This window comes from Treponema vincentii F0403, from assembly GCF_000412995.1.
Taxonomy (GTDB): domain Bacteria; phylum Spirochaetota; class Spirochaetia; order Treponematales; family Treponemataceae; genus Treponema; species Treponema vincentii.
In genome coordinates, this window is the sequence record NZ_KE332512.1 from 479,416 (window position 1) to 492,686 (window position 13,271).

Below are 13,271 nucleotides of genomic sequence, written 5' to 3' on the forward strand. Positions count from 1 at the left end.
TGCTCCCACTGTCTTGCCAATATGCAGCCGCTGTGATAGTATGCCCCCCGTGATACGGTTTAAAAAGTACCTGTTTATCTTTTTTGCGTTTTGTGCCGGGATTTTACACTGTTCCTGTTCTCATGATCGGCTCAGTTATCTGTATACCGGTTTACACGAGCACAAAAATGAGCAAAAAGACTTAGTTGCCTTATTCGAAAAAGAAGACGAACCTCAAATACGATTCGCCCTCATCGACAAAATTGCGGCTCATTTGCAAGCCGAGCATAAAATCAAGTCATTGGCAGTATTCCTGCAGTCCGTTATTGACGCCGAACCGGACAATCCGTATAATGGCTACTTTCTTTTACGGCTCGCAGCAGCGTATCGGGATGTCCAAGAAGATGCGATTGCCGCCTATTATTTTGAATACATCGTACAGAATTATTCCGATATGATTGTAAACGGCCAGTCTATCCATTTGCTCTGCCTAAAAAATCTGATAGAACTTTCCGGTACCGGAACAAAATCGGTTGTTTATTATTCACGCCTTTTGACCGATTTTTATAATGAGTTCGACCCTGCACAAGCTTACTTTATGCTTGCCCAAGCGTATGAAAAACAAGGGGAGTGGCAGCTTGCAATCCAAGCCTATACACAGTTTTTAAACCTGCACCGGTTCGATGTCATCATTCCGGGTATCCCCGACAGCTACGGCTATGCACGTAAGATTGTCGATTACAGTACGTCGACAAAAAGCTGGACGTTCAATACGCTTGACGATCTTGTAAAGACTATCAAAGCGGCAATCCGTGCAAGAGACTACGCAACATTGGAACGGTGCCGCTCAAAGGTGAATTTCTTTGCAATGTCGTGGAAGCAAGAGTTATCCGATACGCAGCAGCAGCCGGATACCAATCTAAGGGATTTTATGTACGGCAGCGCCATTAGTATTGCCTCCGAACTGGATCCGTCCTCCACGCCTTACGAAGCTTATTTAAGGACTTCCGGATGGAACCAATACATCCGTACATGGTATCTCTACTTTAAAAAAATTAATTTTCCTGCCGATCCGACAATCCACGGCCGCTGGGAATGGGCAGGTATCTATTATGGAGAAAAAATTTGAGGATACATACACGTTTTACCGGTAAAAAACCGCCCATACAACGCTTCTGCGTCGGCGTCATAGCGGGAGCTTTGTGTATTCACCCTATCTATGCAAACGTCCAACCGAAACCGGCAACTTCGGACACGGGGATGCATTTAAATAAACCGCTGCTGCAAGACCTTCAAAGCAACACGTTTTTACATACGGCTCTTATTCCTCACGATCATCCGTTAATCGAAAAATTCCGCAAGCAGTATATGTGTACCGACGGCTATAACTACCTTTCAAAAATAATGAAACGCTCCGCTCCGTACCGTGATTTTATCATAGAACTGCTCGAAGCCGAAAATATGCCTGCCGAACTGTTGTTCCTACCCGTCATCGAATCGGGTTTTTTTGAAACGGCTACCTCAAAATCGGGTGCAGTAGGAATTTGGCAATTTATGAGAAACAGCATCGGAGGATACAACATCCACATCGATGATTGGATTGATGAACGGCGGGATCCTTGGAAAACAAGTGTCGCTGCGGTAAAAAAACTCAAGTGGAACTACAGTCAATTCCACGACTGGCCGCTTGCACTTGCCGCCTATAATAGTGGAGTAGGCGCAATACGGACGGCAATCAAAAGAGCCGGCAAGGCGGACTACTGGTATCTTGCGGAACACGGTTACTTAAAAAAAGAAACGCTGTACTATGTACCGAAATTCCTTGCTATTGCGGAAATACTTTCCCGCAGCGACGAGCTGAACATCGATTGGGGAAACACTCAAGACCATCCGCCTACCTCCACCATCGAAATTAAACGGGCAATCGATGTCCGCCTGCTTGCGGAAGAGCTCGGCCTTGAATCCGAATCGATTAGAAAGCTCAATCCTTCGCTCCGCTACTTTATCACACCGCCGAGCATCAAATATCAGCTGCGTCTACCTTCGGCATATACGGAGGCGGCACAAGCAGTGCTCAATCAATCGGATAAACTGCTGATAAAATACTACCAATATCGTATCAAATCGGGCGACACACTTTATGCGCTTGCAAAGCACTACGGAGTCAGCATTCAGAGTATCTTAAACTACAACGAAGGTCTTAGACCGGAAACGCTCAAAATCGGAAAGACCATCTTAATTCCCGCATTAAAATCCGTCGAGATGTATGCCGGTAAGAGCGCCGCGCAGGCGGAAAATTTTAACGGTACGCATACCATCCAGTCGGGTGATACGCTGTGGTCGCTTGCGCTGAAATATTCGGTTTCCGTGGAGCTTTTGGCGCAAAAGAATAATCTAACGGTAAACAGCATCCTCAAGTTAGGGAATACCTTAAAAGTGCCGATACTGTAACGAGGATGTATCTATGAAATATTCGCTCTCCCTTACCGTTTTCATTTTATTTGCTTCGGCATTCTGCTACAGCTACCCTTCGGGGATGGAATCCCAAACGGTACAAAACTGGGAAACCGCTCAAGTAGATTCAAAAATCACAATCGATTTAAACAAAAGCGGGCTATACCTTCCCACCGATAGAAATGCGGCGATACGGCTTATCCAACAAAACCGCTCTTCTTTATTAAAGAACGCATATCTTGCCGTATTAGTGGATTCGTCTCACCGGATCGGCAATTACCTTGCAGAGGAAAGAATTTCTCTCACCGATATCAATACCGTGATTAACAGCGGCAAAAGTACGCCGCCCGTTCTTTCTCAAGAATTGCAAACGGCTATTGTCTATCATCAAAATCCTTTACAAGAACTTGCGAACCTCTTTATAAAACACAATACGCCGTACACTCCTTCGTTCTTTCCTCTCGGTACGGCAAGTAAGGTATACACCGGCATTTTAATTGATGCCCGCGGGAAGCTGCCTGTGCACGGCGAGTATTCAAGCGAACAGCTCAATCCCTGTCTATTCCCGAAAATTTGGAATAAAAATATGAATCTTATCTACGAAAAGAACATCGTAGACCCCGCACAGGCAAAAAAACACAGTATCGTTTTTTATACCGATACCCTTGATGAAAGCGCATATCGGGACAGAATTGGTACTGAGCCCTTGCGGATTATTGCGCGCGGCGTTTTCGGAGATAACCGTACGGATCCTATTATCAGCAATGAGGATGCAGAGCGGATACTTGCAAAAAGAGAAAACATCGAACTGCTGCGGCAAGGGAAAATCGTTATCGTATGCGATAAAGATACGTTACAGGTTTCTCCCACGTATCCGCTTGCAGACGAGCAATTTTATTTTATGTATCGAGACATAGAAAAATTCTTCCTTGACCGTGAACCCGAAAGCATTACCGTCAAAGCGCCTAAAAATATCATCAAAATCACCATGTACGATATCAGATTCGTCGCGGATTCAGCTGAAATTCTCCCTGACGAAACAGGCCGCCTTGATGTCATTGCGGAAGCACTGAAAAAAGTAGGCCCGAATACTCACTTCTTAATCGAAGGACATACCGCCAACCTTAACCGCCCGGAAGGGGAACGCATCCTTTCCCTGCAGCGGGCAGATAAAATTGCGGAAGAGCTGGCAAAACGAGGTATTGAGGCAAGCAGAATGGAAACGGCAGGTTACGGAGCCACCCGTCCTATTGCCCCGAATGATACTGCCGAAAATAGGGCAAAAAACCGCCGCGTTGAAATTACCATTTTACGCGACTAACTTAACTTACACCTATTCTAAGGAGCTTATTAATGAAGATAAAAAACATAGCATACCTGTGCTGCATGATTATGACGATGAGCCTTTTTTCGTGTATGACCGTTCCTAAGGAATCCGAAATACCGGAAGATTCATCGCCGGCGGATTTAACACAGAAAGCGCAGGAGGCTTTCGATTCCGGTAACTACCGCGCTGCGCGTGTATATTATGAAGTAATTCTCAAACGCTTTCCGACCGATGAGAGCGCCTGCATTGCCGCCCAATACGAAATTGCACATTTACATATCAAAAAACACCAATGGAAAGCTGCATACGCCATACTCGAAAAGATTATTGCCCAATATGAAGGGCCGATGGCAATGCATTTACCGCCCGACTATTATAAACTTGCAAAAATCGATTACGCCCGTGCTGCGGAAAAACTCCGCATTAAGGCAAAATCGTAGACCGCATCGGTTTTAGCTATGGTTCTAAACGGGATAGACCGGATTCGCGAGTTTGATTCTCTTCTTAAAGGGAAAAAACTCGGTGTAATCACATCGCTGTCCGGTCTTTCTAAAGATTTTATCCCTTCATGGAAAATCCTTGCCGAACGCTATACGGTACGCGCCCTCTTTGCACCGGAGCACGGACTTTATGGTTGTGAAGACGCCGGTGCCGTATGGGAGAGCGGAAAAAAATCGGTCTCCGGTATTCCGCTCTACAGCCTCTACCGGCAGGACGGGCAAGATTTTAAACCCGCCATGCTGGCCTATATCGATACCTTGGTTTACGACATCCAAGATGCCGGCGTCCGGTTTTATACCTATATCTCTACGATGATACTGGCAATGAGGGTGGCTTCGGCGCACGGTAAAGCTTTTATCGTACTTGACAGACCTAATCCGCTCGGCGGCATTAAGATAGAAGGAAATACCGTAAAAAAAGGCTTTGAAAGCTTTATCGGCATATACCCTCTTTGCATCCGCTACGGTTTAACCGCCGGCGAACTTGCCCGGCTGGTGCATACTGAGGAACAGCTGCACTGCCCGCTGTACATTGTGCCGATGGAGCACTGGCGCCGGGATATGCTCTTTACCGGCACAGGCCGCGTATGGATACCGCCCTCCCCTAACCTACCCCACTTTGACAATACACTTGCGTACCCCGGTACCGCACTATTTGAAGGCACCGAAGTGTCGGAGGGGAGAGGTACGGCCAATCCTTTTACCCTTATCGGCGCTCCGTACATCGATGCGGAAAAACTTGCCGATACGATGAATGATGCCGGACTGCACAGCGTGCATTTTTTGCCTGCCCGTTTTACCCCATCGGCATCCAAGTATGCAGGAGTTCCGTGCCGCGGCGTACAGCTCCTTATTACCGACTACCGAACCTTCGAGCCGGTTAAAACGGGCGTAACGCTTTTGTTTGCCGTTAAAACCGCTTATCCGGATGATTTCCGGTTTTTATCTCCTACGGAAGAAACCGCCGCGGCTTCGATAGAGCGGCTTGGAGGAGACAGCTTATTGCAGACGGCTTGCTCTGCGGGAGAGGTTTGCAGTATCTTTGAAAAAGAAGCGGAAGCTTTTTCGCGGCGTATACGGCCGTTTTTTATCTACGAATAAGAATGGGAGTAACTATGAACAGCACAGGGTTGACTGAATATATCGGACAGATGTTTGCGTGCGGCTTTCCGGGAACGGAGATGCCGGAAGACTTTATTGCATTGGTAAAAAAATACAAGGTCGGCAATGTTATTCTGTTTAAGCATAACATCAGAAGCCTCGCGCAGCTCAAAGCACTCTGTGCGGATATACAAGCCCTCATCACCGCCGAAACGGGACATTCCGCTTTTATTACGATCGACCAAGAAGGCGGGGCAGTTTCGCGGCTTGCGGAAGATTACTATAACGTACCGGGCGCAATGGCGCTGGCTGCAACAGGGGATGAACGGAACGCATATACTGCCGGAAAGATAACGGGAGAAATTCTCCGTTCGCACGGCGTAAACTTCGATTTAGCGCCGGTGTTGGATGTCAATTCAAATCCTAAGAACCCCGTTATCGGAGTGCGCAGCTACGGTGATAATCCTGCGCTTGTCGGCCGTTACGGGATTCAAATGATACGGGGGCTTATTGCAGGCGGAGTGCTCAGTGCGGCAAAGCATTTTCCCGGCCACGGCGACACACCGGTCGATTCGCATTTGACACTGCCGACCGTCCGTAAATCGAAGGCGGAATTGGAACAAACGGAAATAGCCCCCTTTGCCGCCGCAATCAAAACAGGGTTTCTCCCGGCCGTTACCATTTCTCATATTCTTTTTCCCGCCATCGATGAGCAATTTCCCGCTACGATCTCGAAAAAAATCGTAACCGGCTTATTAAAAGAAGAACTCGGGTTTAACGGGTTGGTTATCAGCGACTGCATGGAAATGAAGGCCATGCAAACCTTCTTCGGTACCGAGGAAAGTGCGGCGGCGGCAATCAACGCCGGTATCGAACTGATTTTTATTTCCCATACCATACCGACAGCCTGCGCCGCCATCGAAACGGCAACACGCGCCTGTGCGGAAAACCGGATATCGTTAGCGACCGTCGAACAGGCCGCAAGGAAGATTATCGCTTTAAAAAAGCAGCTTACCCCTGCACAGCCGCTGCCGGAAGAGACGATGAGCGAATACCGAAAGGTTATTGCCGGCTTACGGCGCAAAACGCTGACGGGCTATCACCTTCCCGAAAGCGGATTTCCAAACCTTGGCGGTAAGCCGTTTTTTATCGGCCCGCAGCCGTTCATCGTTACCAATGTGTCAAACGATGTCGATAATTCCATCAGCTTTGCACACTCCATGCAAACTGCATTCGGAGGCACAGGCATCGATACGTCGATTGACCCCGGCGAAGCGGAAATAGCCCAGATTGTTGCGCAGGCGGAATCGGCTACCGGTATTGCCGCAGCAAGCTATAACGGGCATGTCAAACAAGGACAGCTCAAGCTGATTCAAGCCCTCGCCCGCCTGCATAAGCCGATGATTGCCGTCGCTCTGCGTAATCCTTACGATCTCGGCTCCCTACCCGCTCACGTCTGCGGGCTTGCAGCTTATGAATACAGCAATGCGGTGTTATCATGTATCGCCGATATGCTTAAGACGAACGAAAAACCTACAGGAAAGTTCAGCGTTGCTATCCCGCAGATTGCGCTATAAAATAAATATAAGGAGGATTTAAATATGAACAACACACATCATCAAGCTTGCACCACCGTATTGGTCGGGAAAAAGGCATCCGTTGACGGGTCGGTGATAATTGCCAGAAACGAAGATTTTCACGAGGCAATTTCGGTAAAGCTTTTTACCCTGATGCCGGCGAGCGAGGTAAAAAACCGTACCTATACGTCAAAGAATACCGGCGTTACCGTTGCGCTGCCGGAGAAGGCGCTGCGCTGTACCTCCGTACCGCAGGCGTTTCAACAGCTGAAAGGCGAAGAAGGCGAATACGGTGAAGCGGGTATCAACGAAAAGAATATTGCCGTCAGCTCCACCGAAAGCGTATACGGCAACCCGCGTGTGCTGGCTTACGATCCGCTCGTGCCGGACGGTATCGGAGAAGATGCTATCCACAACATCGTAGCGCCGTTTATCAATTCCGCGCGGGACGGGGTTGCGTTTTTAGGAAAACTGATTGCACAATACGGTTCGGCGGAAGGCAACGGTATTCTCTTTGCCGATGCGGACGAAGCATGGTATATGGAAATCCCGTGCGGACATTATTGGGTAGCGCAGCGCATTCCCGACGACTGCTATGCGGTTGCCCCCAATCAGGTCAGTATCGAAAAAATCGATTTTTCAAATGAGCATGATTTTATGTGGGCGGACGGCATTCAGGCATTTGTGGAAGCGCATAAGCTCAATCCCGACCGCGAAGGCTTTAACTTCCGGCATATTTTCGGCACCTCAACCGAAAAAGACCGCGTATACAACACACCCCGCGCATGGTTTGCGCAAAAGTACCTTAATCCCGAAATAGAGCAAAGCCCCGTCTCCAACGATATTCCGTTTATCAGAAAGGCGAGCAGGCTGATTTCGGTAGAAGATGTACAGTACATTTTAAGCTCTCATTATAACGAAACCGTTTACGATCCGATCGGTACGGCGGGTACCGACTATGAAAAAACGCGGTTTAGAGGTATTTCTCTTTCCCGCACGGCGGAATCTCATATTCTCCAGCTGCGGCCGGACGTACCGGAGGGTATTGCCGCTATCCAGTGGCTGGCGTTCGGCACCACGGCCTTTACCCCCTACGTGCCGTTTTTTACCAACGTCAACGACACGCCGAAAATCTACAAAAAAAAGACGGCAACCGTTTCGCTCGAAAATGCCTATTGGCTGTTTAAAATCCTCGGTTTTTTAACCGAAAGCCGCTATCAAACCTTTCGCGAAGCGAATACCACCTATTTACACGAAATGCAAACCTACGGATTCAAACGCGTCCATGAAATCACCGAAGCGGGCAAATCGCTGACAGGCGAACAGCTAACCGATTTCCTCACTGCAGAAAACGAAAAGACTGCTGCGTACGTCATCAAAAAGACCAAAGACCTGATTGCGCAGCTGATGCTGGAATCGTTTAACTATTCAAAGCTGAGCTTCAAAATGGATAAGAATCTGTAAATAATTCGTAATTAAGAATTATGTTTACCCCCGCTTCCGCAATATCAAAATCGAACAGGGGGCAAGCTGCAGCCCTTTTAGATTATCCGAATGATACACCGTTCCGTCAGTCAAGCTCTCATATTCGCCCACCGGAACGGAAGGCAAAAAAATAAAGCCTTGACCAAAATCGGAATTAACGATAATCAAAATACGCTCTTCGCTGCACTCGCGCCAAAAAGCGAATTGCCGGTTTGCAATAAACTCCTGCCGGTACGAACCGTGCCGCAACGCAGGGTGCTGCTCCCGTATGCGGGCAAATGCAGCAATCGACGTCCTGATAAACCCCGCATCAAAGCCGGGCTGCGTAAAATCAGGCAGCATACCGAAAGGCGGAAGCGGCGGGCGCAGTTCATAATCGCAATTGTTTTTCCGCACCCCTCGTATGCCGTATTCACTGCCGTAGTAAATGGACGGAATACCGGGAATCGTAAACAGCAGCCCGTACAACAGATGAATATGCTGCTCCGGTGAGGCAAGCGCACTAACCGCCCGGTTGACATCGTGATTATCCACAAAATTGTACAGCGCGCTCTCTTTATACATCCCGTTTTCACTATTGTATTCCTTATTCAGATTGTACGAAAGCTCATACATATTCTGATCATTCAGACACGACCACAGCGCTTTGTAAATCTGATAGTTCGTTACCGAATCGAGCCTGCCACCCCGTGCCCATTCCGAATAGTCGCCGTGCACCACCTCGCCCATCAGCCAAAAATCAGGCTTTATATTTCTACAAAAAGAGCCGAGCGCATCAAGAAAGTTTTTACTTAACACATCCGCCGCATCAAGCCTGAGTCCGTCTATCCCAAATTCTTCAATCCACATTTTTACCGCGCCAAAAAGATGCTCCCGCACCGCCCCGTTGTCAACATTCAGCTTTACCAAATCCTTGCAGCCTGCCCATCCTTCATAGTCAAAACAGTCTCCCCACGCACTCCGCCGGGTAAAATCAATATTTGCATACCAATCCTTATAGCAGCCGCCGTACCCTCTTTGCTGAATATCCTTAAACGCAAAAAAATCCCGCCCCGTATGATTAAACACCGCATCCAGCACCACCGCAAAGCCCTTTTCGTGGCACAGACGGCAAAACTCCTTAAACCGCTCATTATTCCCCAGCCGGCGCTCAATATGATAGTAATCCACCGTATCATACCCATGCGCACTCGACTCAAAAACCGGCCCGATCAGCAGCGCATTACAGCCAAGCCCCCGAAACCCATCCAACTGCCCCGCAAGTCTTTCAAAAAAATCCCCCGCAGGACACGCAAAATCATTCCGCTTAGGACAATTCCCCATCCCCAGCGCATAAATATGATAAAAAACCTTATCCGAAAATAAATATGACATATAAACCTCTATAAATACTAACTCGATACTCCATACACAAAAGATTGAATGACCCTATAAATAGTCTGATCATCCCTGTGCAATTTTTGACGTATGCACAAAAGCGCGACCGAAATGACATTATTGTGATAGAGGAGTGCATACAGCGCTTCCTTACCGCGCATGTTGCCGAATTCGTGTGCGGATTTAATGAAAAATTCTTCAAACAGTGCCTCAAAACGCCGCTTCAATGGTGCGTAGGCAGTCTCCGTTTCCGCATTGCCGGGGGCATGTAAGAGCACGCTGTGCAGATTAAAAAACGCAGGATTCTCAAGCGCAAAATCGATGACCGCTGTCAGTATTTTTGTCAAACTTTTAATAAAGTCGTGCTCATACACTGCCGCATCGCTGACTTTTTGTAAGAGTTCAGCTCCCTTTGAATCCGCTATCGCCTGTAATAATCCCTGCTTGCTTTTAAAAAAATAGTACAAGGTCGGTTTTGTAATACCGGCGTGTTCGCAAATTTCCTGCACACCGACCCCCTCATACCCTTTTTGAGAAAAGAGAAGAATAGCGGCGTTCAGAATTACTTCCTTGCTGTTATCGTTTGTTATCATGTTCTATACCTTTCGGTATATAATATACCTATCGGTATATGAATTGTCAAGAGGTTGGGATGGTTGTATGTAAAGATCCGGCATCATTAGCCGGCATTGTTATCCGTCATCGTTAAAAACAGTCGCTCAAGCGAATCGTTTGTGCCGCGCTGAGCTTGCAGTTCAGGCAGCGACCCGCAAAACAGCATCTGTCCCTTGTTGATAATCGCGAGTTTATCGCATATCTTTTCGGCAATTTCCATAATATGTGTGGAAAAAAACACCGTCTTTCCCGAATCGGCGTAGCTCCGCATCAGAGTTTTCAAGCGGAACGCGGATTGAGGGTCAAGCCCGACGATGGGTTCATCCAAAATCCACAGTTCCGGCTGATGGATAAGGCTCGCCGCAATGAGCAGCTTTTGCTTCATTCCGTGCGAAAAACTCCCGATACGCGTGTTCAGTACCGTATCGATTTCAAAAAGCGCAGTATATTCCGCGATCCGCTGCTGCCGCTCTTCAGTTGAAACACCGTATACATCCGCGACAAAGTTGAGGTATTCAAGCGCCTTAAACTGCACAAACACTTCGGGATTGTCCGTTACATACCCGATTTTTCGCTTTGCTTCCAGCGGATACTTCAGTATATCGGTACCGCCGATGAGAATATCCCCCGAATCGGGCGCAATGACACCGGTGATCATTTTGATGGTCGTCGTTTTTCCCGCTCCGTTCGGCCCCAAAAAACCGAAAATCTCTCCGGTTTTTGCCTCAAAAGAGAGGTTATCAACCGCCTTTCCCGCCGACCGTCCATACGTCTTTGAAACATTTTGTATCGTAAGCATCTTGCCACCTTAGTTAATTGATAATTTGTAATGGTTAATGTGTAATTTGTAATTACTGTATACTGTGCTATCTATAAGGTGGGGGAAGTCTCCCCCTAAGCTCCGGCTCTTGCCGCCTTCTCTGTCGTATCGGAGCAAGGATTTTCGGTTCAAATATACATGGACGTATATTTTGGGCTGTGTCTCCGTTTTATTTCGGCTAGGCTTCTAGCATCTGCTCCACCTATTTTTAAAAGGCTTACGACAAGTTTCTTTTCAAAAACACTTATTTATCCGTGCCGCTACTGAAAATCCTCAACGTATCATAGTCATATTCGGCTGCTAACATTCGCTTAATCTGCAAATGGGCATAATCCCGTTTGTCAGCGTTGAAGCGGATGTTAGACAATTTATGCATATGCGTGCATTTTTATTGTTTCAAATTCTCGGGAATGATTATTGTTTTCTTCTTCTAAATCATACAGATTCTGAAGATTGAGCCAGAATTCTGCTGTCGTCCCAAAGAATTTTGAAAATCTGATAGCGGTATCCGCAGTAATTGAACGCTTTCCGTGAATTATCTCTGAGATTCTTGTTTCAGGAACATTGATTTCTTTTGCCAGACGATATGCAGAAATGTTCATCGCATCTAAAAAATCTTCTTTAAGAATTTCCCCTGGATGAATATTGGGTAATTTTTCATCTTCATCAGTGATAATCTGTGATTCTAACATTTTCTGCACCTCCATTTTCAAACTTAAATACAATTCTCCATTGATCATTTATTCTGATTGAATAAAATCCGTCTAAATTCCCAACAAGTTTTTCTAAACGATTTCCCGGAGGAATCCTTCTCTTTATCGGTACACTGTTGAGCGGTGAGCGATTTCGATGACGGTGATAATCAGCTCGTCATCACGGATACGGCACAAAATGCGGTAATCGCTCACACGGTAGCGCCATAGGCCGGCAAGGTTTGAAGTAAGCGCTTTTCTGCGGGAACGCGGATTATCGAGAAGCTCGACTTGTTCAAGGTAGTCCAAAACACGCTTTGAGATTGCAGCATCCAGCTTTTTTAATTGCCTTTTGAATGTGTCCGTCAAAATGACTTTCATAATCCCAGCTCGCGCCGCACTTCGGCAATGGTATATGTCTTTTCCCCGCTTTTTTCAAAGTTGGTCCACGCTTTTTCGGCACGTGCCGCGTCTTCGGCGTCTTCCTGCAATTCAGCAAGGTAGCAGCTCAGGGCATTTTCCAAAACTGCGTCTTTAGTTGCTCCGCTCATTTGCGCCGCCTGTTCCAATTCCCGGTACGCTTTATGTGTCATAGTCATTGTAGGCATAGCAAACCTCCTCGTCCTTTATTATACCACAGTTACCGCTGTGTTTTAAGGGGAGGGGTAAATACAAAAAAACCGCCCCCAAGCCAAGATTTTCCGGTTTGAAGACGGTCAGTCTGTTTTTTTAATGTTTAATTTCTAATGTGTAATCAATTTGTAATGTGTAATTTGTAATGTGTAATGTGTAATTCATAATTACCCATTACCCATTATCCATTATCCATTATCCATTACCCATTAAATCAATTCCCCATTCTCTTAAATGTCGCTCGGGAATCCGAAGCGATCCGTTTTTTTCATCTTCCAGTGCTTTATGTTTTTTGCGTTCTCAAAGGCTGTTTTCAACTCAGCTGGAGTGTTGAAGTCTTTACAGTTCTCTTCGGAAGCTGTTTGGTCGGCATAAAGCAGAGCCTTTGCCTTGTCGCTTACCTCACGTGCCGGCAAATCGTTAAAGAGCTTTGTGAAGGCATCGGCATTAAGCTTATTTTGGAAGCATTCCAGCTTTTTCAAAGCGGTGCAACTTTGCACGTTGAGGGCAGTGAGCTGATTATTGGAGCAGTACAGCTGTTGTAATTTAATTAAGCCTTGCACGTTAAGCTCAGTGAGCTGATTGCTGGAGCAACTAAGCTCTTGCAAGGCGGTTAAGCCTTTCACGTTAAGGGTCTTGAGCTGATTGGTGTTGCAGTCAAGCTCTTGCAAAGCGGTTAAGCCCGACACGTTAAGGGTCTTGAGCTGATTG

Annotated in this window: 15 protein-coding genes; 7 read left to right on the forward strand and 8 right to left on the reverse strand. The window is 47.0% G+C overall.

Annotated features, from left to right (window positions below; all coding sequences use genetic code 11):
* Positions 1-40 precede the first annotated feature (40 nt).
* The 7 genes from HMPREF1222_RS02140 to HMPREF1222_RS02170 are packed head-to-tail and all read left to right on the forward strand — an operon-like array spanning position 41 to position 8,402.
* Positions 41-1,108: a tetratricopeptide repeat protein gene (locus tag HMPREF1222_RS02140; protein WP_016518013.1), complete on the forward strand. Its 1,068-nt coding sequence runs from the start codon at positions 41-43 to the stop codon at positions 1,106-1,108.
* A complete protein-coding gene (locus tag HMPREF1222_RS02145) occupies positions 1,105-2,430 on the forward strand; it encodes a lytic transglycosylase domain-containing protein (RefSeq protein WP_016518014.1) in 1,326 nt (441 codons plus the stop codon). The genes HMPREF1222_RS02140 and HMPREF1222_RS02145 overlap by 4 nt, the downstream gene beginning before the upstream one ends.
* 13 nt (positions 2,431-2,443) lie before the next feature.
* Positions 2,444-3,754, forward strand: coding sequence for an OmpA family protein (locus HMPREF1222_RS02150; RefSeq protein ID WP_006189782.1), 1,311 nt, complete (start codon positions 2,444-2,446; stop codon positions 3,752-3,754).
* A 32-nt stretch (positions 3,755-3,786) separates the two neighbouring features.
* A complete protein-coding gene (locus HMPREF1222_RS02155) occupies positions 3,787-4,200 on the forward strand; it encodes a tetratricopeptide repeat protein (RefSeq protein WP_016518015.1) in 414 nt (137 codons plus the stop codon).
* Between the two features lie 18 nt (positions 4,201-4,218).
* Positions 4,219-5,361: an exo-beta-N-acetylmuramidase NamZ family protein gene (locus tag HMPREF1222_RS02160; RefSeq protein WP_016518016.1), complete on the forward strand. Its 1,143-nt coding sequence runs from the start codon at positions 4,219-4,221 to the stop codon at positions 5,359-5,361.
* A 14-nt stretch (positions 5,362-5,375) separates the two neighbouring features.
* Positions 5,376-6,938, forward strand: a complete 1,563-nt coding sequence (locus tag HMPREF1222_RS02165; protein WP_016518017.1) for a glycoside hydrolase family 3 protein — start codon at positions 5,376-5,378, stop codon at positions 6,936-6,938.
* A 24-nt stretch (positions 6,939-6,962) separates the two neighbouring features.
* Positions 6,963-8,402 (forward strand): C69 family dipeptidase, encoded by a 1,440-nt coding sequence (locus HMPREF1222_RS02170; RefSeq protein WP_016518018.1) that lies wholly within the window; start codon positions 6,963-6,965, stop codon positions 8,400-8,402.
* A 24-nt stretch (positions 8,403-8,426) separates the two neighbouring features.
* Here HMPREF1222_RS02170 and HMPREF1222_RS02175 read toward each other — a convergent pair whose 3' ends face one another.
* The 8 genes from HMPREF1222_RS02175 to HMPREF1222_RS12685 all read right to left on the reverse strand — a co-directional run.
* Complete coding sequence (locus HMPREF1222_RS02175) at positions 8,427-9,797, reverse strand: alpha-amylase family glycosyl hydrolase (RefSeq protein WP_016518019.1); 1,371 nt, start codon at positions 9,795-9,797, stop codon at positions 8,427-8,429.
* 17 nt (positions 9,798-9,814) lie between these two features.
* Positions 9,815-10,393, reverse strand: a complete 579-nt coding sequence (locus HMPREF1222_RS02180) for a TetR/AcrR family transcriptional regulator (protein WP_016518020.1) — start codon at positions 10,391-10,393, stop codon at positions 9,815-9,817.
* A gap of 86 nt (positions 10,394-10,479) precedes the next feature.
* Entirely contained in the window at positions 10,480-11,214 is a 735-nt protein-coding gene (locus HMPREF1222_RS02185) for an ABC transporter ATP-binding protein (RefSeq protein ID WP_016518021.1), read from the reverse strand.
* A gap of 389 nt (positions 11,215-11,603) precedes the next feature.
* Positions 11,604-11,927 (reverse strand): HigA family addiction module antitoxin, encoded by a 324-nt coding sequence (locus HMPREF1222_RS02190; RefSeq protein WP_006189792.1) that lies wholly within the window; start codon positions 11,925-11,927, stop codon positions 11,604-11,606.
* Positions 11,902-12,054: a type II toxin-antitoxin system RelE/ParE family toxin gene (locus HMPREF1222_RS13320; protein ID WP_081636898.1), complete on the reverse strand. Its 153-nt coding sequence runs from the start codon at positions 12,052-12,054 to the stop codon at positions 11,902-11,904. Before HMPREF1222_RS13320 ends, HMPREF1222_RS02190 begins: the two co-directional genes overlap by 26 nt.
* A complete protein-coding gene (locus HMPREF1222_RS02195) occupies positions 12,051-12,308 on the reverse strand; it encodes a type II toxin-antitoxin system RelE family toxin (protein ID WP_006189794.1) in 258 nt (85 codons plus the stop codon). The genes HMPREF1222_RS13320 and HMPREF1222_RS02195 overlap by 4 nt, the downstream gene beginning before the upstream one ends.
* A complete protein-coding gene (locus HMPREF1222_RS02200) occupies positions 12,305-12,535 on the reverse strand; it encodes a hypothetical protein (RefSeq protein ID WP_006189796.1) in 231 nt (76 codons plus the stop codon). The genes HMPREF1222_RS02195 and HMPREF1222_RS02200 overlap by 4 nt, the downstream gene beginning before the upstream one ends.
* A gap of 255 nt (positions 12,536-12,790) precedes the next feature.
* Positions 12,791-13,271 (reverse strand): leucine-rich repeat domain-containing protein (locus HMPREF1222_RS12685; RefSeq protein ID WP_016518022.1); only part of this gene is annotated, 481 nt, incomplete at its 5' end.